At 47.0% G+C, this 23,200-nt stretch carries 14 protein-coding genes; 13 read left to right on the top strand and 1 reads right to left on the bottom strand.

Translation table 11 applies throughout. The annotated features are described in order from the left end of the window. Positions 1 to 87 precede the first annotated feature (87 nt). From rffA to LI091_RS07245, 8 genes are all read left to right on the top strand, one after another. Entirely contained in the window at positions 88 to 1,218 is a 1,131-nt protein-coding gene (gene rffA / locus LI091_RS07280; protein ID WP_015527415.1) for a dTDP-4-amino-4,6-dideoxygalactose transaminase, read from the top strand. An 18-nt stretch (positions 1,219 to 1,236) separates the two neighbouring features. After that, a complete protein-coding gene (locus LI091_RS07275) occupies positions 1,237 to 2,553 on the top strand; it encodes a D-alanyl-D-alanine carboxypeptidase family protein (protein WP_129975627.1) in 1,317 nt (438 codons plus the stop codon). A gap of 27 nt (positions 2,554 to 2,580) precedes the next feature. After that, positions 2,581 to 3,138: a dTDP-4-dehydrorhamnose 3,5-epimerase gene (gene rfbC / locus LI091_RS07270; protein WP_015527414.1), complete on the top strand. Its 558-nt coding sequence runs from the start codon at positions 2,581 to 2,583 to the stop codon at positions 3,136 to 3,138. Positions 3,139 to 3,149: 11 nt separating this feature from the next. Further along, entirely contained in the window at positions 3,150 to 3,956 is an 807-nt protein-coding gene (locus LI091_RS07265; protein WP_015527413.1) for an ABC transporter permease, read from the top strand. Between the two features lie 132 nt (positions 3,957 to 4,088). Next, the gene (locus LI091_RS07260) at positions 4,089 to 5,411 is read left to right on the top strand and encodes an ABC transporter ATP-binding protein (RefSeq protein WP_118625862.1); all 1,323 of its coding nucleotides are present in this window, start codon (positions 4,089 to 4,091) and stop codon (positions 5,409 to 5,411) included. Between the two features lie 14 nt (positions 5,412 to 5,425). After that, entirely contained in the window at positions 5,426 to 11,065 is a 5,640-nt protein-coding gene (locus LI091_RS07255) for a glycosyltransferase (RefSeq protein WP_265190989.1), read from the top strand. After that, a complete protein-coding gene (locus tag LI091_RS07250; protein WP_118368917.1) occupies positions 11,041 to 13,488 on the top strand; it encodes a glycosyltransferase family 2 protein in 2,448 nt (815 codons plus the stop codon). Before LI091_RS07255 ends, LI091_RS07250 begins: the two co-directional genes overlap by 25 nt. An 11-nt stretch (positions 13,489 to 13,499) precedes the next feature. Next, positions 13,500 to 14,939: an ArnT family glycosyltransferase gene (locus LI091_RS07245; protein WP_022426967.1), complete on the top strand. Its 1,440-nt coding sequence runs from the start codon at positions 13,500 to 13,502 to the stop codon at positions 14,937 to 14,939. A gap of 109 nt (positions 14,940 to 15,048) precedes the next feature. Here LI091_RS07245 and LI091_RS07240 read toward each other — a convergent pair whose 3' ends face one another. Continuing rightward, positions 15,049 to 16,296, bottom strand: coding sequence for a D-alanyl-D-alanine carboxypeptidase family protein (locus LI091_RS07240; protein ID WP_059086138.1), 1,248 nt, complete (start codon positions 16,294 to 16,296; stop codon positions 15,049 to 15,051). A gap of 181 nt (positions 16,297 to 16,477) precedes the next feature. Between LI091_RS07240 and LI091_RS07235 the strand changes: the two genes are divergently transcribed. The 5 genes from LI091_RS07235 (at position 16,478) to LI091_RS07215 (ending at position 23,182) form a co-directional block, all read left to right on the top strand. Beyond that, on the top strand, positions 16,478 to 18,337 hold the full coding sequence (locus LI091_RS07235) for a glycosyltransferase family 2 protein (RefSeq protein WP_021651910.1): 1,860 nt from the start codon (positions 16,478 to 16,480) through the stop codon (positions 18,335 to 18,337). A 4-nt stretch (positions 18,338 to 18,341) separates the two neighbouring features. Then, positions 18,342 to 19,298: a glycosyltransferase family 2 protein gene (locus LI091_RS07230; protein ID WP_059086137.1), complete on the top strand. Its 957-nt coding sequence runs from the start codon at positions 18,342 to 18,344 to the stop codon at positions 19,296 to 19,298. A gap of 108 nt (positions 19,299 to 19,406) precedes the next feature. After that, positions 19,407 to 20,810 carry an undecaprenyl-phosphate glucose phosphotransferase gene (locus LI091_RS07225; RefSeq protein WP_022426969.1) on the top strand — a complete coding sequence of 468 codons (1,404 nt, stop codon included), beginning with the start codon at positions 19,407 to 19,409 and terminating at the stop codon, positions 20,808 to 20,810. 18 nt (positions 20,811 to 20,828) lie between these two features. Further along, on the top strand, positions 20,829 to 22,181 hold the full coding sequence (locus tag LI091_RS07220; RefSeq protein ID WP_092072540.1) for an LCP family protein: 1,353 nt from the start codon (positions 20,829 to 20,831) through the stop codon (positions 22,179 to 22,181). Between the two features lie 71 nt (positions 22,182 to 22,252). Further along, positions 22,253 to 23,182, top strand: a complete 930-nt coding sequence (locus LI091_RS07215) for a glycosyltransferase family 2 protein (protein ID WP_195635197.1) — start codon at positions 22,253 to 22,255, stop codon at positions 23,180 to 23,182. Positions 23,183 to 23,200 lie beyond the last annotated feature (18 nt).

The raw sequence follows: 23,200 nt of genomic DNA, 5'->3' as shown, positions 1-23,200 counted from the left end.
CATTGAATTTACAACATGAGTGTGAGAAAATGGAATGTGCAGTTAATGTAGAAAAACCATGAAGAATAAGAAATAAAGAGGAAATACATGATTGATTTTAACAGACCTGCGTTTACAGGTAAGGAATTTGAGTACATCCGTGACGCAGTAGAACGGGGAATGCTCTGCGGCGACGGGATCTACACGAAGAAATGTTCTGCATGGATGGAAGAGCGCTTTCATGTGGGTCATGTGATGCTGACAACATCCTGTACCCATGCACTGGAGATGGCTGCTTTTCTGGCAGATATCCAGCCTGGCGATGAGGTGATCATGCCGTCTTATACTTTTGTATCAACGGCAGATGCCTTTGTGCTTCGCGGTGCAAGAATCGTATTTGTGGATATCCGGCCGGATACCATGAATATTGACGAGAAGCTGATCGAACAGGCGATTACAGATAAGACCCGCGCGATCGTTCCGGTCCATTATGCAGGAGTAGCCTGCGAGATGGACACGATCATGGAGATTGCCGGAAGACATGATCTGAAGGTAGTGGAAGACGCGGCCCAGGGTGTGGATGCCTACTATAAGGGAAAAGCCCTTGGTACCATTGGAGATTTTGGCTGCTACAGCTTCCATGAAACTAAGAACTATACCATGGGAGAGGGAGGTGCGATCCTGTTCAACGGGGATCAGTACCTGGAGAAGGCAGAGATCCTGAGAGAAAAAGGAACGGACCGCAGTAAGTTTTTCCGTGGTCAGGTAGATAAATACCGCTGGATGGATTATGGATCATCCTATCTTCCGAGCGAATTGAATGCGGCATATCTTTATGCCCAGCTGGAGCAGCATAAGAAGATCAGCGATAAGCGGATGCAGATCTATGATTTTTACAATGAGAACCTCAGGTTTCTGGCGGAGGAAGGAAAGATCCAGCAGCCTTATGTACCGGAAGAATGCACACATAATGCACATATGTACTACATTAAGGTACATGATATCCAGGTACGCACAAGGCTTCTGAAATATCTCCGCGAAAAGGATATCTGCAGTGTGTTCCATTATGTACCCCTTCATTCCGCACCGGCAGGAAAAAAATTCGGAAGATTTTCCGGAGAAGATGTTTATACTACAAAAGAAAGCGAGCGTCTTATGCGACTGCCCATGTTCTATAATCTGGATATGGAGGATGCGAAGAGAGTTGTGGATGCGATTGCTTCCTTTGACGGGTTTTGACAGAAGAAGGGGAGAGCTATGAAAAAAACAAAAAAATTACTGGCAGTTTTCGCAGCAGTCAGTGTGGCGTTGATGCTGCCGTTACAGACCATGGCTGCAGTGGATCTGAATGCGAAATATGATATCAGCACCAACCAGATCCAGGGATGGCCGGCAGGACCGGATATTACCTCAGATACCGGTATCCTGATGGATGCAGACACAGGAGTTGTTCTTTATAACAAGGGCGGAGATGAACAGAGATATCCGGCCAGCATTACCAAGATCATGACCTTGCTGGTGGCAGTGGAGAACTCCACCATGGATGAGAAGGTGACCTTTACAGAGACCGGGGTGCGTAATGTTACGGCAGATTCCAGTAATATCGGCACAAAGGTGGGCGAAGTCCTGACTATGGAGGATTGTCTTCATGCTCTGATCATCCAGTCTGCCAATGACGTTGCGGCACAGATCGCAGAGCATATCGGCGGGACAGAGCAGGCATTTATCGATATGATGAACCAGCGCGCCAGTGAGATCGGATGTACCAATACACATTTTGCAAATTCCAGCGGACTTCCGGATGATAATCATTATTCTTCAGCACGGGATATGGCGCTGATCTTCCGAGAAGGCCTGAAAAATGAAACATTCCGTACGGTCGTGGGCACACCGGACTATATCATCCAGCCTACAAATATGAACAGCCAGCAGAGGATCCTGCATACCCATCATCCTATGTTTGCACCGGAAAGCGGATTTTACTATGAAGGCTGCATTGGTGGAAAAACCGGAACTACCGTTGCGGCAGGGCATACACTTGTCACAGGAGTGACCAGAGATAATACCACATATATTGCAGTGACTATGCGTGGAACAGAGCTTTCCAATTCCTGTATGGACAGTACAGCTATGTTCAATTACGCATTTGAGAATTTCACAAAAACAGAAGTAAATGGCGGCTATGTATTCCTTCCAAAAGGGGTGGAGCTGAATTCCCTTACCGAGAAGTCAGAGAATACCAATGGGAAAACAGAAACCGGTTACTATTTCGGAGATTATCTGATCGGTACCGCAAGTGTTGCACAGGCAACTGATACACCGGTACCGGAACCGACCGCTGCAACAGAGGACAGCCAGGAAGCGGACAGTTCCGAAGCGGAAGATTCCACAGAAGCAGCAGAGGAAGATAACAGCAAAACAACAGAGAAGAGTACAGCCGGAGAGAGTACCAGCGAAAAAAAGAGCATTCCTGCCCTGCGTAAGATCCTTCTTATGATCATGGCAGCGATGATCCTGATCCTGATCGCCCTTCTTGCGGCTCTCAGAATAAAAGAAAAGAAACATCACAAATAAATCAAAACAGAAAAGGAGAAAGAAAAAATGGGAAAAATAAAAGTAACACAGTGCGGAGATATTGAAGGACTGAAAGTGATCGAGCCAACTGTATTTGGTGATTCCAGAGGATATTTCATGGAAACATACAATTATAACGATTTCAAGGAAGCAGGCATTGATGTGGAATTCGTTCAGGACAATCAGTCCAGCTCCCGTTATGGTGTTCTCCGCGGACTTCATTTCCAGATCAGCTATCCCCAGGACAAGCTGGTACGTGTGGTAAACGGAGAAGTGTTTGATGTTGCGGTTGACCTTCGTGAAGGCTCCAAGACCTTTGGAAAATGGTATGGTGTAGTCCTTTCCGCAGAAAACAAGAAACAGTTCTTTATTCCTAAGGGATTTGCTCATGGCTTCCTGGTACTTTCCGAGAATGCAGAGTTCACTTACAAGTGCTCTGATTTCTATCATCCAAACGATGAGGGCGGACTGATCTGGAATGACAAGGACATTAACGTTGAGTGGCCGATCCCGGAAGGTATGGAGCTTATTTTCTCCGACAAGGACCAGAAGTGGGGAAGCTTCGAGGAATATAAGAATCGATAAGGAATTGCAGAATGAAGAAAATATTAGCTTTGCCGGCGGAGCTGTACCAGAATCGAAAGCTGGTTTTAAGCCTTGCAAAAAATGATTTCAAAACAAAATATGCAGGATCCTATCTTGGTATTGTCTGGGCATTTATCCAGCCTATCGTAACGATCCTGGTCTACTGGTTTGTATTTTCCGTAGGACTGAAGGCCGGAACGGTATCGGATTACCCTTTTGTACTCTATCTGGTATCCGGTATCGTGCCGTGGTTTTTCTTCCAGGATGCATTAAACGGTGGAACCAATGCCCTGATCGAATACAATTATCTTGTGAAGAAGGTTGTATTCAAGATCAGCATCCTTCCCATCGTAAAGATCATCTCCGCACTTTTCGTGCATGTTTTCTTTGTGGCCTTTGCGCTGATCTTATGTGCATGCTACGGATATACACCAAGCCTTTATACATTGCAGATCATTTATTACTCTGTCTGCACCTTCCTTTTTGTACTGGGACTCGTGTATGCTACAAGTGCGATCGTCATTTTTTTCCGTGATCTGACCCAGATCATCAGTATTTTTCTTCAGGTGGGTGTATGGCTTACACCGATCATGTGGGATATCAATATGCTTTCTTCACATCCATGGCTGATCAAGCTGTTTAAGCTGAATCCGATGTACTATGTAGTTACGGGTTACCGCGATTCCATGCTTGGTCATATCGGGATCTGGAACCATGCTTCATGGACGATCTATTTCTGGGTAGTTACGATCCTGCTTTTCGGACTGGGATCTGTGATATTCAAACGTCTGAAGCCGCATTTTGCAGATGTGCTTTAATTGAATGCGGATGGCGGATATCCGCCTGATCCGGATCTGACAGTTCCCATGGGGGATTTGCTCTGTAAGGATAAAAAGCAGAACGGCGGCAGATTGTGAGAGTGAACGATTTACACAAAAGTGAGGTTGAAAATGGCAGAAGATATTGCGATTTCAGTAAATGATGTCAGTAAGATGTACAAGCTTTACGATAATCCTATGGATCGTCTTAAGGAGTCCCTGGGATTATCCAGAAAAAAGAAATATAAAGAGCATTATGCGCTCAACCATGTATCCTTTCAGGTGCATAAGGGAGAAACAGTGGGAATTATCGGAACAAATGGTTCTGGTAAATCCACGATCCTGAAGATCATCACCGGCGTACTTTCGCCCACGGCCGGGGAAATAGCCGTAAACGGAAGAATCTCAGCGCTTCTGGAGCTGGGAGCCGGATTTAACGGAGAATATTCCGGACTTGAAAATGTATATCTCAACGGAAGCATGATCGGTTTTTCCAGGGAAGAGATCGATGCCAAGCTGCAGTCTATTCTGGATTTTGCAGATATCGGTGATTTTATCTATCAGCCGGTAAAAACATACTCCAGTGGTATGTTCGTGCGTCTGGCTTTTGCGGTAGCTATCAATATCGATCCGGAGATTCTGATCGTTGATGAGGCTCTTTCCGTGGGAGATGTATTTTTCCAGGCAAAATGTTACCGGAAGTTCGAAGAGTTCAAGGAAATGGGGAAGACCATTCTGTTTGTAAGCCATGACCTGAGCAGCATCGGAAAATACTGTGACCGTGTTGTGCTTCTAAACAAAGGTGAGAAGCTTGCAGAGGGTGGTGCCAAGGAGATGGTCAATCTTTACCGTCGTGTGCTGGTCAATCAGTATGACGATGCAGATCTGGAAGAAAACACAGACGATGCAGAAGAGGGACAGGCGACGGAGAACCAGGCAGCCGGAGCAGACGTTTCACTGAAAGCACATACCGGAAGCGGTAAAGCTATGAAGGACAGCCTGAACCTGAATCCCAAGGTCCTGGAATACGGCAGTAAGCTTGGCGAGATCGTGGATTTTGCCATCCGGGATGATACAGGTATGATCACCAATGTGATCGAAAAAGGCAAGGAATTTTCCGTTCAGATGAAAGTGAAGTTCCAGGCAGATGTCAGCGATCCGATCTTTGCATTTACCCTGAAAGATCTGAAAGGCACCGAGATCACAGGAACCAATACCATGTATGAACATACGCCTCTGAAACCGCAGAAGGCAGGCGATGTCCGTGAGATCACCTTCAAACAGGTGATGCCTCTGGAGGCAGGGGAATATATGCTGTGTCTGGGCTGCACCGGATATAAAGACGGCGATTTTACCGTATTTCATCGTCTTTACGATGTGTGTAACCTGACCGTGATCACAGATAAGAAAGCAGTGGGATATTTTGATCTGTTTTCCAAAGTATCTGTGAAATAAGTGGAGGAACGACTATGGCGGAGTTGAATTTAGATTATTATACGGCGAAGGATCATTATTCCGATGGGGATATCGAGGAAACACTTCTGAAAATGGCACAGGAAGGCAAATCTTTTGAAGACTTGCCGGAGGAAGAGGTGAGTTTTCCAATGGTCTACCATTTTTCAGGGCTGCGGGAGAATATCTTAAGCTGGTATCCTCTGAAAAAGGCGGATTCCGTTCTGGAGATCGGAGCCGGATGCGGAGCCATTACCGGAATGCTTTGCCGCAAGGCCGGTCATGTGACTTCCGTGGAGCTTTCCAAACGTCGGGCAGATATCAATTATGCGAGAAACAGGGATAAGGAAAATCTGACGATCATGGTTGGAAACCTGAATGACATGACTTTTCCGGAAAAATTCGACTATGTGGTAGTAAACGGTGTGCTGGAGTATGCCATGAGCTTTACCGAGGGAAAAACTCCTTACGAGACATTTCTTCAGCGTATGGGCGCTTATCTGAAGCCGGAGGGAAGACTTCTGATCGCCATTGAGAACAGACTGGGATTGAAGTACTTTGCCGGAGCACCGGAGGATCACACAGATCTTCACTTTTTCGGAATCAATGGATATCCGGGAAATCAGTCTGTGCGCACCTTTTCCAAGAATGAACTGGGAGAGCTGCTGGAAAACAGCGGCTTTCCTTTTCTGCGCTTTTACTACCCGTATCCGGATTACAAATTTCCGACAGAGATTTTTACAGATGAGAGCCTTTATACCAATTCCTACGGAAGAAGCTATCCTGTATACACAGATAAGACAGCAGATCTTTTTGCAGAAAGTGAAGGCGTAAAGGCCTTCGAAAAAGAGAAGATCCTGGACAGCTTTGTGAATTCTTTTCTTGTGGAGGCAGGACGTACCGAAAACCGGGACCCGGAGGAAATCCTTTATGTGAAGCTGAACCAGGAGCGAAAAGAAAAGTTCCGTCTTCTGACCAGGATCGTCCGGGAGAACGGAGAGGTCCGTGCGGAAAAAGAGGCTATGGTGCCCCAGGCTGAGGAATTTGTGGAAAAACTGGAAAAAACCGGAACAGAGAGTACTGGATCCGATAAATACAAGAATCTTCCCTGCAGGGCAGAAAACGGAAAGATCTCTTATCCGCTCCTTACTGGAAAAACTCTTCACCAGGAAATCGCAGAGCTTGCCTATAAAGAAGATCTTGAAGAGATCAAGGCCCTTCTTAAAAAATTCTATCAGGAATTTTTCGGGGCTCGTCAGGTTGTGGATTACAGGACCGGAGAGTTCCGCGAGGTATTTGGTGATCATCCGGGAAGAGAGGATTACGAATGTGTCTGCCCGGCCAATGTGGACCTGATCTGCAGCAACATCTTTATGGGAGAAAAGGAAAATCAGATCATAGATTATGAGTGGATGTTTGATTTCCCTGTGCCTGTGAATTTTATCATGTGGCGCCTGATCCATGAACTGTATACACATGTTTCTGAGCTGCCGCGGTTATGTCATGAGGATGAGATGATGGCGGAGTTTGACATCAGCTATACAGACTATGAGATATTTATGGATTGGACCATGCATTTCGTCTATGAGTATGTGGGCTGTGGTTCTCTGATCCCGTTTGAACAGAAAAAAGTGCCGGTTTCCGTAACAGAGCTGGTGAACAGAGAAAGAGAAAAGCATCAGATGCACAGCAAGATATACTATGATCTTGGTGAGGGATTCTGTGAAGAGCATACACTTTATGCAGAGGGAAAACTTTCCGGAAACCGTTTCCGGGTAGAGTTTGCGCTTTCCGGTATCAAAGGAATACGAAATCTCCGCTGGAATCCCGCAAACGGTCATTTCCTGAAAGTGAGGATAGAGCGTCTGGATTGTGGATGCAGCGCGGAGCTTGTGCCTCAGGGTGTCCATATGAAAGTGGATAACAGTACCACTGCGTTTTTTACCACCGATGGCTTTTATCTTATCGATGTTACACACCCGGAAAATGTGGACAGGATTGTAATAGAGGGAAAACTTGACTGCCTTGAGCTTCCGGATGTGGAAAAGCTTCTGGCCTTTGAAAAAGAGCGTGAAGTACGAAGAGAACAGGAGCGTATCAGAAAAGAGGCTGAACGTGCCGCAAAGCAAGCTGCAGAGGAAGCAGCACGTGCGCAGGAAGAGGCCCTTCGTCATCCAGGCAAAAAAGCGCAGGTAAAGAGACTGGTCAAAAAGGTTCTTCGCTATCATACAGAGCCGGCGGCAGTGATGGGAGTGGAGACAACTCCTACCTGTATGGGCAGTGTTGATTTCTTCCATTATGAGAATGGCACCTTAAATGCCATTGGCTGGGCCTTTGATCCGACGTTTGCGTCTATGGGACAGCCAAGGATCGCATTTTATCAGGGAACACAGAAGCTTCAGGAGGCTTCCTGTACTACGATCTACCGTACGGATGTGGCTAATGCCATTGGAAATCCGGATGCGGAAAGTGCCGGGTTTTCTTTCCTGGCAACGGTTCTTGCGCCGGCAGAGACTTCTGTTTTCCTGGAATACGGAACCGCAGCGGATACCGGAAGATTCCTTATCGGAAAGATCCCGGGAACCAGGGATCAGAAAGAGCTTCTGGTATACGCGATCGAAGATCCGAAGAGTATCGGAAATCTCCGCCATTTCAAACAGCGTCATGTACGCAGCACGAGAAAGGCATATCCACAGGCAGTCTATCAGCAGAAGGTGGATGTGATCGTGCCGGTTTACAACGGACTGGAGTATTTTGATGCCCTGTTTTCCGGAATTGAAAAAACGAAGGTTCCTTATCGTCTGATCCTCGTAAATGACAAGAGTCCGGATCCTGAGGTAGGAAACTATCTGGAAAAATATGCCGCAGAGCATGACAATGTGGTACTTCTGAATAATGAGACCAATATGGGCTTTCTTCCGTCTGTAAACCGTGGATTAAAGATGGCGGAAAATCATGTGGCTCTTGTAAATACAGATGTGGAGGTTCCGGAAGAGTGGCTGGAGCGCCTGATGCTTCCGATCTTTGCAAAGGAAAATATTGCAACTACTACACCGTTTACCACCTGCGGAACCATCTGCAGCTTCCCGGATTTCTGCCGGGATAACAAACTGTTTGAGGGAATGCCGCTGTGGGAGATCGATGATGAATTCCGCATGATCCGTCCGCAGTATCCGGCTATGCCTACCGGTGTGGGCTTCTGCATGGGTATGAACCTGAAAGCGATCCAGGAGGTTGGCCTTCTGGATGAGGAGAATTTCGGAAAAGGCTACGGTGAGGAGAATGACTGGTGCCAGCGTGCCATAGCTGCAGGCTATGAGAACGTGCATGTGGATAACCTGTTTGTATATCACAAGCATGGTGGAAGCTTCCCGTCTGAGGAAAAGCAGAGACTTCTGAAAGAGCACAGTGAGGCGCTGCTCCGCAAGCATCCGGATTACAACAAGGATACTGCGGATTACTGCAGAAGAGACCCGCTTCGTCCGGTAAGACTCTACGTGGAAATGAAGCTTCTCAACAGGAAGCTGGATGTGCCTACCATTGTGGCCTTTGACCATGATCTTGGCGGCGGTGCAACGGCTTATCTTGTGGAGAAAAGACGTCTGGCTCTGCGGGAAGGATACCGTTTTGTGACCATCCGCTATAATATCGTAAGCAATCGTTTTTACTTTACGTATCAGTATAAGCAGTATGAGATGGAATTTTTTGCAAATGATCTGGAAACTGCCCTTGGTGAGCTGATGCGTGTGGATGAGATCTGGATCAACGAGCTTGTGACCTATCAGAATATTTACGGAACCCTGGAACGTATCCTGCGTCTTAAGAGAGAGCAGGGTGCGAAGCTCCTTATGCTTCTTCATGATTTCTTTGCCCTTTGCCCGGCAGTGAATCTGATCGATGCAGAAGGAAAATACTGTGGTGTTCCATCCTGTGAGGTCTGCGATAAATGTATTCCGGATAACCGCAGCAATGCCTGCACAGAATACGGAACCGGAACGCTCTGGCGTACAAAATTCCGGGAATTTCTGTCAAACTGTGATGAGATCCGTGCATTTTCCGATGATACGGCAAGGCTGTTCAAGCGTGCTTATCCGGATGTATACAATCTCCATGTGATCCCGCATGCACCCCATTACCTTCCGGCAGTGAAAAAAAATAAAAAAACCACAGAGACCTTTAACATTGGTCTTATCGGCGTACTCTGCTACAAAAAAGGCCTGGAGGTTGTGAAGGCGCTTGCAGGATATATCGAAGAGAATGAACTGAATATCCGTCTGAGACTGATCGGTACTTCCGACGAAGAGATCGAAAGTCCGGTATTTTCCCAGACAGGAAGATATACAAGAGAGGAGATTCCAAGACTTACCCTGGAGCAGGATATTGATATGTTCCTGATCCCGTCCGTATGGCCGGAGACCTTCTCCTACACAACCTCGGAGATCATTTCCATGGGATTTCCGGTAGCGGTACTTCCGGTAGGTGCACCTGTAGAACGTGTGAAACGCTATGCCAAGGGCCTTGTCCTGAAAGATGAGAAGCCGGAGAATATTGTGGAAGAGATGATTTCTCTGTGGAAAACTCTCGGCGAAAGTGAGCTCCCTGTGGAAAAACGCAGGCTTCTTTTCGTAGGAGAGGAGATTTCCTTTGCTTCCAGATATCGTGTGGAGCATTTCCGGGAGCAGCTGATCCTTAAAGGCTATGCATCGAAGTTTATCCAGATAGACCAGGCAGAGCAGGAAAAGATCGAGGAATATACAGCGATCGTGATGTACCGCTGCAGCAAGCTGATGGAAGCAGAACTGCTTGCCAACCGGGCGAAAGCAGCCGGAATCCCTGTTTACTATGATGTGGATGACCTGGTATTTAATTACGAAAAAATTTCCGGGCTGCATTTCCTGAAGGGAAGCGAGTACAGTGACTTCCGCACAACTACAGACCGTATCCGCGGATGTATGGGATTCTGCGACGGATATTTTACATCTACGGAGACACTGGCAGGAGAGATCCGGGAAGAATTTCCGGAAAAACCGGTGGTGATCAACCGAAACTGTATGAGTATGGAGATGGAGATCCTGTCTCACGAGGCTGTGGAGCAGACAGACAAGGCTAAAGACCGGATCTATATCGGATATTTAAGTGGTTCCAAAACGCATGATCAGGATTTTGCCCAGGTGGAGGCAGCACTTCTGGAGGTGATGGAGCGCCACCCGGAGGTTTACCTGAAGCTGGTGGGTGTATTGGATGAATCCGGAATGGAGCCGGTGCAGAACCGCATCGAGAAGCTTCCGTTTATGGACTGGAGACAGCTGCCTGCCGTGATCGCAGGACTTGATATCAATCTGATGCCACTGGAGAACAGCCTGTTCCACTGGTGCAAATCCGAGAATAAGTGGACAGAGGCTGCCCTTGTAAAGGTTCCGAGTGTCATGAGCCGTAACTGTGAGATGGAATACGTGGTCGAAAACGGAAAAGATGGCTGGATGTGCACCACAAAAGAAGAGTGGGTCAATGCCTTGGAAGCTCTGGTTACTGATGAGAAGGCCAGAAAAGCCATGGGTGAGGCTGCACATCAGAAGGTTATGGAACATTACCTTACAGTAAATACCGGAAAGGATGCAATGGAGGAATTGTTATGCAGCGAGAGCTATACGAAGTAGAAAAGGACAGGTTTGACCTGAAGGACAGTTCTCTGTATCACCTTCAGGGAACCTGGCCGAAGGATCATAAGCCGGAAGCCGTTCTTGACGGGGAAAAGCTTCCGGCAGCCATCAGTGCCCAGGAGCGTGTCAGCGCCCTGGAGCGCTTTAAGGATCTGGATCTGGTAAACGGAGAACGTGTGCAGATGGAAATCTGCCTGCCGGATCTGGAGGGCAAAAAGAAGCTTGTTGTTTATGCGGTAAAGGGTGAAAAACGTGTCCGGTGGTTTTCTGTTCCTGCAGCACAGCTTTACAGGAAACAGGGAAAACCGCAGTACTTTATTGAGAGCATCGAGGTGGAAGCCGGGGAAAAGATCTGCCGTGTCCGTGGCTGGGCAGCCTTTAACAGCCCCCTGACCATACGCCTGGAGGATCGCAGCCGGAAGGAAATCCCCTGCGAGATCACCAGACTGAAACGTGTGGATGTACAGAATCAGTACCAGGAAACAGAGATCGATGAGAAGAGCGGTTTTTTCTTTGAATTCCATTATGACAGTGTGAAGGAATTCTACATTGTATTTGAGGCAGGCAATGTGCGGACGCTTCGTCTGGTACATCTGCAGCCACAGAAGCGCCTTGCGGAGAAAGTTGCGGTATATTTCCGTAAGGGAAGCCGTTACATGAAGCTTCACGGGGCAGCAGCCCTTACCGGAAAGGTATTTGGAAAGGTGCTGGACCGTAAAAACCGTCCGGTGGATTATTCCAAATGGATTGTGAAGCATCTGCCGGACAAGGCAGAGCTTGCAGAAGAAAGAAAAACGAAATTTTCCAGGAATCCAAAATTCAGTATTGTGATCCCGCTTTACAAAACACCGGAAAAATATCTCCAGCAGCTGGTAGATTCCATAGAAGCCCAGACCTACGGGAACTGGGAGCTCTGTCTTTCCGACGGAAGCGGAGTAGATTCTCCTCTTACCGATTATCTGAACAGGCTGGAAAAAAGTGATGACAGGATCCGTGTGATCCGCAACGACCAGGCACTTCAGATCGCAGAGAATACCAATGCGGCCATGAAAGCGGCAACAGGAGATTTTATCGTGTTTGCAGATCATGATGATGAGCTGACGCCGGACGCCTTGTTCCGGTGTGTGAAAGCGCTGAATGAGGATCCGGAGCTTAAGGTTCTGTATTCCGATGAAGATAAGATGTCCATGGACGGGCACAAATTCTTTCAGCCGCATTTCAAACCGGACTTCAATATTGATCTTTTGTGTACAGTAAACTACATCTGTCATCTTTTTGTCGTAAAAAAAGAAATCGTGGATCAGATCGGAATGCTGAAAAAGGAATTTGACGGTGCACAGGATTATGATTTTGTGTTCCGCTGTGTGGAAGCTGCGGGAAGAGAGCAGATCCATCATATCCCCAGGATCCTTTATCACTGGAGATGCCATGAGGATTCCACAGCAGAGAATCCGGAAAGCAAAATGTATGCCTTTGATGCAGGAGCACGTGCCATCAAGGCTCATTATGACAGGATCGGAGTTCCGGTGGAAATCGAAAAGGGTGAATATCTTGGACTTTACCGTACAAAATTCCTCTGGGAGGAAAAACCGCTGATTTCCATTATCATCCCAAACAAGGATCACATCGATGATCTGAAGAGATGTATTGATTCCATCGAAGAAAAGGCAACTTACCGCAATTATGAGTATGTGATCGTGGAGAATAACAGTACGGAGGATGAGACCTTTGCTTACTATAAAGAGCTGGAAGCATCCAATCCGAAAGCCCATGTGGTGTACTGGGATGGTATTTTCAACTATTCTGCCATCAATAATTTCGGAGCTGCTCATGCTAAGGGTGACTATCTGCTTCTTCTCAACAATGATACGGAGATCATCAGTCCGGACTGTCTGGAGCAGCTTTTGGGATACTGTATGAGACCGGATGTGGGAGCTGTAGGAGCGCGGCTCTATTATGAGGATGATACCGTGCAGCATGCAGGAGTAGTCGTTGGCTTCGGCGGTATTGCGGGACACTGCTTTGTGCAGCAGAAGAGAGACGCTACCGGATACTGCCACAGGATCATCTGTGCCCAGGATTACAGCGCTGTAACCGCAGCCTGCATGATGGTGAAGCGTGAGGCCTTTGATAAGGTTCACGGATTAAGTGAGGAATTTCAGGTTGCCTTTAATGACATAGATTTCTGCCTTCGTCTGGGAAAAGCCGGATATCTGGTTGTATACAATCCTTATGCGGAGCTTTATCACTATGAATCCAAATCCAGAGGTCTTGAGGATACACCGGAGAAGGTGGCAAGATTTAACCGCGAGATCGCTTCCTTTGAGAAGCACTGGCCGGAGATCCTCCGTGACGGAGATCCTTACTATAATCCGAACCTTACACTGGAGAGCCAGGATTTCTCTCTGAAGCGGATATAGGAGGTTATATTTTGGAAAAGAAAAAAATCTGGAAGGATGAGAGAGTTCAGGCAGGGGTTCTTGTCCTGGCAGCATTTCTGCTCCTGACTGCATGGGCGTTTATGCAGCCCCTGGGGGCAGGCCCCGATGAAAAAATGCGCTACATGGTGGCACAGTATCTTCATGAGCATCCGGGAAAGCTGCCTCTTGGAGATGAGCCAACCATCCGTGATGCGACATGGGGGATTTCCTATGCCTATTATCCGATCCTTTCCTATATGGTATCTGCTGTCTTTATGGGGATCGCAGGTTTGTTCCATGCATCTGCAGACGGATTACTCCATGCGGCGAGGATGGCAGATGTGCTCTTTGTGACTGGAGCGGTATATTTTGTGGTGAAAGCATCCGGAAAGCTTTTTCCGAAAGAGGGAAGATGGCTGTTTGCCGCACTGGCAGGCTTTATGCCGCAGGCATTGTTTCTGGGAACTTATGTAAACACGGATTCCCTGGCGCTTTTATCCATGGCGATGATCCTGTATTCCTGGTCCTGTTATCTGGAAGCGAGAGACTGGAGCTTCAGAAATTCGATCCTTCTGGCTGTTGGAATGGCAGTCTGTGCACTGTCCTACTATAATGCCTACGGATGGATCTTATGCAGCTTCCTGTTTTTCTGCCTGACAGTCCTTCTGTGCAGGGAAGAGCCGGTAAAACAGAGAGTTGCATTTCTGCTCCGGAGAGGGATCGTGATCGCGGCAGTAACCCTTGCCTTATGCGGCTGGTGGTTTATACGAAATGCCGTTCTCTATGACGGAGATCTTATCGGAAGAAAAGCCTGTGCACAGTGTGCGGAAAAATATGCGGCTGTTGATTACAGACCGTCCAGATACCCTACACCGGAGAAGCTGAACTGGTCATGGAAGGATATCCTTCTGTATCAGGACCCGGGCTGGCAGCATAACTGGCTGCTGACAGTTCTGGTAAGCTTTATCGGAACCTTTGGCCTGATGCAGATCTATATGCCTTATAGTGTGAGCAAGGCATATTTCCTGTTCTTTGGAATGGGTGGGATCGGTATTTTGACCATGCTGGGAATATTTTATCCGAAGAAACGTACTGTGGTAAAAGAACGAAAAGCAGCAGGAAGTGAAAAGCTGAAGATAAAAACAATAACCGTGTACGATAAATGGGACAGAAAAGGGATCTTTCATCTGCTGCTGATCCTTCTGATCCTGATCCCTGTGGGTCTGTTTATGTATTATGTATATTATAGTGACAACCAGGCACAGGGACGTTATATCATGCCGGCACTGTATCCGGCCATGTATTTTGTGACAGCCGGCTGGAATCGTCTGCTTGAGCGTTTTGTAAAAAAGGAAAATATCAGAATGTGGATATACCGGGTCCTGACAGCACTTCTGGCTGCTTCGCCGTTTTTATGCTATATCTTCCTGGTAGTTCCGTTTTATGGCTGACACCCCGATGGGTGAGATGGCAGAAAAAAATCCCTTCTATGTATCCGGATATGACCGGTACATAGGAGGGATTTTTTAATTCTGAAGTATATCCGCCTGGGGACCAAGATCAGGAACGGATGATCCGGATCATGCGCCACAGCAGAAGGATCAGGAGCAGGATGCCCACACCGCCAATGGCAAAATACGGGATCTGGGATCTGGATTCGGAATAAGCTTTTGCAGAATCCATGTTTTCATCATTTTCCAGTACATCGGAGGAGCTTTCCTGGGAGGGATCCTCGACAACTGCAGTTCCCACCTGAGTTCCGCCAAAGGAATAGGTGCGTAAGATCTGACCATCAGATTCCGTATCTTCCGTAGTCAGGTCGTCTGCGGTCGCGCCGGATGGAACCATTACAGTGCCGCCGGACAGGATGTGAAAATCATCCTCGCTGAGATCCAGAAGCTGGAAATTGGAAAAACCGTAATCCAGAAGTGAGATCGCTTCGTTGGCTGTCTGACCGGTCGCTCCGTTCATGACTACTGCGATCAGAGTAGTACCGTTTCGCTGTGCAGATGTGACAAGAACGCTTCCGGAAGCAGTGGTGGTACTTTCACGACCGCCGATACATCCTTCATAATAGGAAGCGGATGCAGGATCTGTCATGGTAAAAGAGCTTGTCAGGTTACGGGTACCGCCGGAAACATTGGTAGCTGGGATCGTATAGGAGGTGGCTCCGGAGATGGTGCGGAAGCTGTCATTACGGATAGCCGCCTGCATGATCAGAGCCAGATCATGTGCTGTGGTATGCTGGTTGTCATCCGGGAGACCGGTAGGATTGGTGAATACCGTATTGGTACATCCTAGCTCCTTGGCACGGTCGTTCATTTTCTGGACAAAGGCATCTACAGATCCACCGATCTGTTCTGCAACCTGGAGTGCAATGTCATTGGCAGAGGCCAGCATCAGAGCGTAAAGGCACTGCTCCATGGTAAATACCTCTCCGAGCTGTGAGGAAATATGAGCGCCTCCGTCTGTAACACCGGATACGCCGGTTTCTGTCATGGTAACCTGATCGTCAAGCTGGCTGTTCTCCAGTGCCAGAAGACAGGTCATGATCTTAACTGCGCCGGCCGGAGAAAGCGTGGTGTCCATATCCTTGGCATAGAGGATCGTATCGGAAGTATCTTCCATGATCACGGCAGATGCGGAAGTGATCTCAGGCCCCTGAGGCCATCCGCTGATCCCATTGGTGGTAATACCGGAGGATACAGCAACAGCGGTTTCTTCTGTGGCGAAAACTGGAGTCTGGAACACCATGGAAGCGGAGATCCCAATAGCCAGAAGCGCTGTGGTTATTCTTGATTTTTTCATGATAAATGGTACTCCTGTATAAAAAATAATTCTTATGTAAGCAATACATACGTAAGCTCAGTATAACACATTTCCTCTCTTCCTTGCAAAAAAAATGATGGAATGGTAAAATATGTTCATCAAACTGTTACTGAGAACAGAGTGAACAGTAACATCAAACTGAGTAATACGGAGATAATATATGAGTAAAGATGATTCTACAGGAAAGATCCAATGGGACAGACTTATAAAGAAGCTTTCCCCCTATACAGTACAGAAGGGCCTAAGATACCTGAAGCATTATGGTCTGAAAGAGTTCTGGATCCGGCTTCATGAACGTTTTGAACCGGAAGAGGTTCCTTACGGACCATGGTATGAGGCATACAGACCTGACGAGGAAACACTGGAGAAGCAGCGGAAACGCAAATTTCCGGATGGGCCGTTGATCAGCATTGTGGTACCTGCATATCTGACACCGGAGCGTTTTTTAAGACAGATGCTGGACTCTCTCCTTGCACAGACATATGAGAACTGGGAGCTGTGTCTGGCAAACGGAAGTCCGGAGGATCCAGACATGCAGACTGTGCTGAGATCCTATGCAGAGATGGACAGGAGGATCCGCTATCAGGATCTGAAAGAGAATCTTGGCATTGCAGAAAATACAAACGCGGCTTTTGCCATGGCAGAGGGTGATTTTATCGCACTTCTGGATCATGATGATCTGCTGGCACCTAATGCATTGTATGAGATCGCGGCGGCACTGGAGGAGCATCCAGAGGCGGATGTGATCTATACAGATGAGGATAAGGTCACGACAGATCTTTCTGAACATTTTCAGCCCCATCTGAAACCGGACTTTAACCTGGATCTTTTAAGATCCAATAATTATATCTGCCATTTTCTGGTGGTAAGACGTTCCGTAGTGCAGACAGTGGGCGGATTCCGCCGGGAATTTGACGGCGCCCAGGATTATGATTTCATTTTCCGCTGTGTGGAGCAGGCCAGGGAAGTGGTCCATGTACCGGAGATCCTTTATCACTGGAGGACCCACAAATCCTCCACAGCAGATAATCCGGCAAGCAAGATGTATGCTTTTGAAGCCGGCAGACGTGCCATTGAGGGGAATCTCAAACGGACCGGAACTCCGGGAACCGTGGAGCATACTCCGGATTTTGGATTTTACCGTGTGAAGTATCCGGTGCAGGGAGAACCTCTGGTTTCTGTTATCATTCCAAACCGTGAGGAGAAAGAAACGCTTCAGGCCTGCGTGGAATCCATTTTTGAAAAAACTGCCTACAAAAATTACGAGATCATCATTGTGGAGAATAACAGCAGCTCCGAAGAGATCTTCCGGTATTACAGAAAGCTTTCGGAGGATCCCAGGGTCCATCTGATCCGCTGGAAAAAAGGCTTCAACTATTCTGCCATCAACAATTTCGGGGTGCGCCATGCCAAAGGAGATTACCTGCTTTTTCTGAATAATGACGTAAAGGTCATCGATCCGGACTGGATGTCAGAGATGCTGAGCGTGTGCCAGCGTAAGGAAACAGGTGCAGTTGGCGTCAAGCTGATCTATCCGGATAACACCATTCAGCATGCAGGCTGCGTGGTGGGAATGGGCGGAATTGCCGGGAACATGTTTGTGAATATGCCGGCAGAGCGTACCGGATATCTCCATAAGGCTTCTCTTCTGCAGGATATGAGCTGTGTGACTGCAGCATGTATGATGATGAAGAAGGAAGTTTTTCTGGAGGCAGGAGGCTTTACGGAAGAGCTTGCAGTTGCGTTTAATGATGTGGATCTCTGTCTGAAGGTGCGAAGCCACGGCCATCTGATCGTCTATGATCCGTATGTGAAGCTCTATCATTACGAATCCAAGTCAAGAGGCACTGAGGACAGCGAGGAAAAGGTCCGCCGTTTCCAGACGGAGATCGAATACATGCGCTGTCACTGGCTGGATATCCTGAAAAAAGGAGATCCATACTATAACAAAAATCTTTCTTTAACCAAATGGAATTATTCCCTGAAGCCCCTTCCGGGAATGGGAAAGAAGAAGGGATAAAGCAATGCAGGAAGTATCAGTAGTCATACCAAACTTTAACGGAATGGCATATCTGGATGGTGTTCTTTCCAGTCTTGAAAGACAGACTATCCGTAATTTTGAGGTTATACTAGTGGATAATGGTTCCACTGATGGCAGCTGTGCGTTTGTTTCGGCGGAATATCCATGGGTACACATGATACAGCTTCCGGAGAATTACGGCTTCAGCAGAGCCGTCAATGAAGGGATCCGTGCGGCACGTTCCCCATATGTGCTGCTTCTGAACAATGATACGGAAGCGGAACCGGATTTCCTGGAGGAGATGGTTGCTGCCCTGCGCAGACATAAGAAGGCATTTTCCTGTCAGGCAAAGATGATCCAGCTTCATGACAGGGACAAGATGGATGATGCCGGAAATTATTACTGTGCCCTTGGCTGGGCTTTTGCCAGGGGAAAAGGCAAGGATATCCGCCATTATGACCGAGAGCAGAAGATTTTTTCCACCTGTGCGGGAGCTGCGATCTACCGTAAGAAATTTATTGACAGGATCGGAGATTTTGATGAGGAGCATTTTGCTTATCTGGAGGATCTGGATATCGGCTATCGTGCCAGGATCTGCGGTTATCAGAACTGGTATGCTCCAAAAGCGAAGGTTTATCATGTAGGAAGCGGCACCAGCGGCTCCAGATATAATCAGTTTAAGATCCGGTATTCTTCCAGAAACAATATTTATCTTATCTATAAGAATATGCCGTTTCTCCAGATCGTGCTGAACCTTCCGTTTTTTCTGGTGGGATTCGGTGCGAAGATCCTGTTTTTTGCGTCCAAGGGATTCGGACGTGAGTACCTTGCAGGCATCAAAAACGGCTTTCAGATCAGCCGCAAAAACAAAAAAGTCAGATTTTCCATGAGGAATCTTCCGCGTTATATACAGCTCCAGTTTGAACTCTGGATCAACATTTTTAGGCGTTTTGCCGGTTAAGACATCATATTTTCACAGAATTTTTATATTTCGGAGGGAAGATTTTATTGCTTTTGAGTTTCATCTATTATAAGATAAAAGCAATGAACTTAAATGAGGTGGCGGAAATTGATTAAAGACAACCAGAAAAATTTCAGTCGTCTCCATATGCTGATCGATGTATTTGTGATCGCGGCCTCCTATGCCCTGGCCTGGTTGATCCGTTTTCAGGGAATTTTTGAACATTCGGCGGTCCAGTCCAAGACCGTCCAGGAATATATGTTTATGCTGATATTCATTATTCCGGGATATTTACTTCTTTATCAGGCCTTTGATCTTTATACACCGATGCGAATGCAGGGGCGTCGTCTCGTACTTGCCGGAATTGTGAAGGCAAATGCGTTAGGGCTCCTTATCATCATGTTTGCACTTTACAATTTTAAAGAGCTGGACTATTCCCGTCTTACTCTGGTTTCTTTCTGTGTGATCAATATCGTCCTGGAATGGTTTGTGCGTATGGTCATATTTTACATTCTCCGGGATATGCGCAAAAAAGGAATGAACCAGAAACAGGTGCTGCTGGTAGGATACAGCCGTGCTGCCGAGGAATATGTAGACAGGATCCTGCAGAATCCGCAATGGGGATACGTGATCAGGGGCATACTGGATGACAATGTGCCGGCAGGCACTACTTATAAGGGCGTTAAGGTGATCGGTCGAATCGCCAATCTGATGATCATCCTTCCATCCAGTCGTCTGGATGAGATAGCCATTACCCTGGGCTTAAGTGAGTATTATCGTCTGGAAGAGATCGTTGCACTCTGTGAAAAATCCGGCGTGCACACAAAATTTATTCCGGATTATAATAATATTATTCCGACCAAACCATATACAGAAGATATTCTCGGGCTTCCGGTGATCAATATCCGGTATGTGCCCCTGAGCAACACGTTTAATGCACTGATCAAGAGATCTATGGATATTGCAGGCGCGATCGTTGCGATCATTGTGTCCTCACCGGTGATGCTGGTGTTGTGTATGCTGATCAAGCTGACTTCGCCGGGACCGCTGATCTATAAGCAGGAACGTGTCGGGCTTCACAATCAGACTTTCCGGATGTATAAATTCCGGTCCATGGAGATCCAGAAAGAATCAGAAGAAAAAAAGGCGTGGACAGTAAAGAACGATCCAAGAGTTACCGGAATCGGTAAATTTATGCGTCATACCAGTCTGGATGAGCTTCCACAGCTTTTTAACATTCTGAAGGGTGAGATGAGTCTTGTGGGACCAAGACCGGAGCGGCCGTTTTTTGTAGAAAAGTTTAGGGAGGAGATACCACGTTATATGGTCAAGCATCAGGTGCGGCCGGGTCTTACCGGGTGGGCACAGGTAAATGGCTATCGTGGAGATACTTCTATCAGAAAAAGGATAGAGTGTGATCTGTATTATATCGAAAACTGGTCTGTGGGATTTGATATAAAGATCATGTTTCTTACCATATTCAAAGGATTTATTAATAAGAACGCATACTAAAAAGGGGAAAAGGAAAAGATGTCAAAACCTCGGAAAAAAAGCAAGAAGATTTTATTTATCCTGGAGATCGTCGTACTGCTCCTGTTTATCGGAGGTCTGTTCGTTTATGGTCAGATCTCAGCCAAACTGGATAAGATCGACATCCAGGAAACAGATCTTGCAGACCAGGATATTGTAACCAATGATCAGGCACCGCAGATGACGGGATATACCACCTATGCACTGTTCGGACTGGACCACAGAAGCAAGAATGAGAAGCTGAATACAGAGAACAGTGATACCATCATCATTGCGAGTATCAACAATGATACAAAGGCAGTCAAACTTGTGTCTGTCTATAGAGATACCCTTCTCAATGTAAAGGATGATACCTATTCCAAAGCCAATTCGGCATATGCATTTGGCGGACCGACCAACGCGGTTTCCATGCTGAATACGAATCTGGATCTGAATATCACAGATTATGTTGCCATTGATTTTAATGCGCTGGTAACTGTGGTAGACTGCCTCGGAGGATTGGACATCCCTCTTTCCTATGCGGAGATCGTTCATATGAACAATTACTGTGTGGAGACATCAGAGGAAACCGGAAAGAGCTACACACCGATCGAACTGCCGGATCCGAAGCCGGAGGATGAGGAAGCGATCGTAGATACCTATCATCTTAATGGTGTACAGGCTACCTCCTACTGCCGTATCCGTTATACTGCAAGTCTTGATATGGGACGTACCGAGAGACAGAGACGAGTGATCCAGATGATCGTAGATAAGGCGAAAAAGGCAGGACTTTCCACTATCTTTGATATTATGGATCAGGTATTCCCGATGGTCAAAACTTCTGTTTCCAAAACAGAGATCCTGAAGATGATCCCGGCTATGATCGGCTATAGTATTGATGAAACTACAGGCTTTCCCAATGATTATAAATTTGCCCAGGTAAAGGGCAGCGTTATCGTACCTACCACACTGGAATCCAATGTTCTGAAGATGCATCAGTTTCTGTATGGAGACACCAGTTACACTCCGACGCAGGATGTACTCAACAGAAGTGCCCAGATTACAAATATCGCAGGCGGAGGCGACGTGCAGGACACTGCACCTGCGGTGACAGATACACCGAATGACGCAACGGATGATTCGTACACGTGGCAGGGAGATACATCCACAGATTACAGCAGTACGGACACAAGTGATGATGCTGATTACAGCACAGACACAGATTATGATTCGGATTACTCCGGAGACGATTACAGCACAGATACGGATTATTCCGGAGACGATTACAGCACAGATACGGACTATTCCGGAGGCGATTCCGATACGGATTATAACGATTATACCGACGGAGAAGATTATTCGGAGAATGAATAAAACATCAAAATGAGCAACCAGCAGAAGGGACCATCCAGTAACGGGTGGTCCTTTCTGGACAGGAGACAAATATGAAAACATTAAAAACAGACGTGATCATCCCGGCATACCGTCCGGGAGAAGAATTTGAAAAACTGCTGGAAAGACTCAGCGCACAGAAATATCCTATCAATAAGATCCTTGTCATGAATACAGAAAAGAAATTCTGGAAAGAGACCTGGGAACAGGAATATCCGCTTGTGGAAGTCCGGCATCTTACAAAAGAAGAATTTGACCATGGCGGTACCAGAAGGCAGGCGGCAGAGCTTTCGGATGCGGAGATCCTTGTATTTATGACACAGGATGCAATGCCGGCAGACAGGGAACTGATCGGAGCACTGGTAGGAGCTCTTGCAGAGAATCCACAGGCAGGAGCCGCTTATGCGCGTCAGCTTCCAAAAAAGGACTGCAGATTTCTGGAAAAATATACCCGTTCCTTTAATTATCCGGAACAGTCCTGTCTGAAAACGGAAAAAGATGTACAGACCTACGGGATCAAAACATATTTCTGCTCCAACGTCTGTGCTGCTTATGATCACAGGATCTATGATGAGATTGGTGGATTTCCGGAGCATGCTATTTTTAATGAAGATATGATCTATGCAGGCTGGATGGTAAAAAAAGGCTATGGAGTTGCCTATGTATCAGAAGCGCGTGTATATCATTCTCACAATTACACCTGTATGCAGCAGTTCCACAGGAATTTTGATCTGGGAGTTTCCCAGGCGGAGCATCCGGAGGTTTTTGAAGGAGTGCCTTCCGAAGGTGAGGGCATCCGGCTGGTAAAAAAAAGCATGGCATATCTTCTGAAAACAGGCCACATATGGCTGATCCCCGGACTGTTTTTGCAAAGTGTCTCCAAATACGCCGGATATTTTCTCGGAAAACGATACAAAAAGCTCCCTGAAAAAATGATCCGCTTCTGCACCATGAATCCGCAATACTGGAAAAAGAACAAATAAGAGCAGGTCACGGTTTTT

Origin of the sequence: Blautia sp. MSK20_18 (assembly GCF_020553125.1) — a bacterium.
Classification (GTDB): Bacteria; Bacillota; Clostridia; order Lachnospirales; family Lachnospiraceae; genus Blautia_A; species Blautia_A fusiformis.
This window is presented reverse-complemented; position numbering and strand designations above follow the sequence as displayed.

Coding starts and splice junctions, on each gene's coding strand:
- LI091_RS07265 (WP_015527413.1), top strand. CDS start 3,150: ATGAAGAAAATATTAGCTTTGCCGGCGGAGCTGTACCAGAATCGAAAG.
- LI091_RS07215 (WP_195635197.1), top strand. CDS start 22,253: ATGAAAACATTAAAAACAGACGTGATCATCCCGGCATACCGTCCGGGA.
- LI091_RS07255 (WP_265190989.1), top strand. CDS start 5,426: ATGGCGGAGTTGAATTTAGATTATTATACGGCGAAGGATCATTATTCC.
- LI091_RS07260 (WP_118625862.1), top strand. CDS start 4,089: ATGGCAGAAGATATTGCGATTTCAGTAAATGATGTCAGTAAGATGTAC.
- LI091_RS07230 (WP_059086137.1), top strand. CDS start 18,342: ATGCAGGAAGTATCAGTAGTCATACCAAACTTTAACGGAATGGCATAT.
- rffA (WP_015527415.1), top strand. CDS start 88: ATGATTGATTTTAACAGACCTGCGTTTACAGGTAAGGAATTTGAGTAC.
- LI091_RS07235 (WP_021651910.1), top strand. CDS start 16,478: ATGAGTAAAGATGATTCTACAGGAAAGATCCAATGGGACAGACTTATA.
- LI091_RS07240 (WP_059086138.1), bottom strand. CDS start 16,296: ATGAAAAAATCAAGAATAACCACAGCGCTTCTGGCTATTGGGATCTCC.
- rfbC (WP_015527414.1), top strand. CDS start 2,581: ATGGGAAAAATAAAAGTAACACAGTGCGGAGATATTGAAGGACTGAAA.
- LI091_RS07220 (WP_092072540.1), top strand. CDS start 20,829: ATGTCAAAACCTCGGAAAAAAAGCAAGAAGATTTTATTTATCCTGGAG.
- LI091_RS07275 (WP_129975627.1), top strand. CDS start 1,237: ATGAAAAAAACAAAAAAATTACTGGCAGTTTTCGCAGCAGTCAGTGTG.
- LI091_RS07250 (WP_118368917.1), top strand. CDS start 11,041: ATGCAGCGAGAGCTATACGAAGTAGAAAAGGACAGGTTTGACCTGAAG.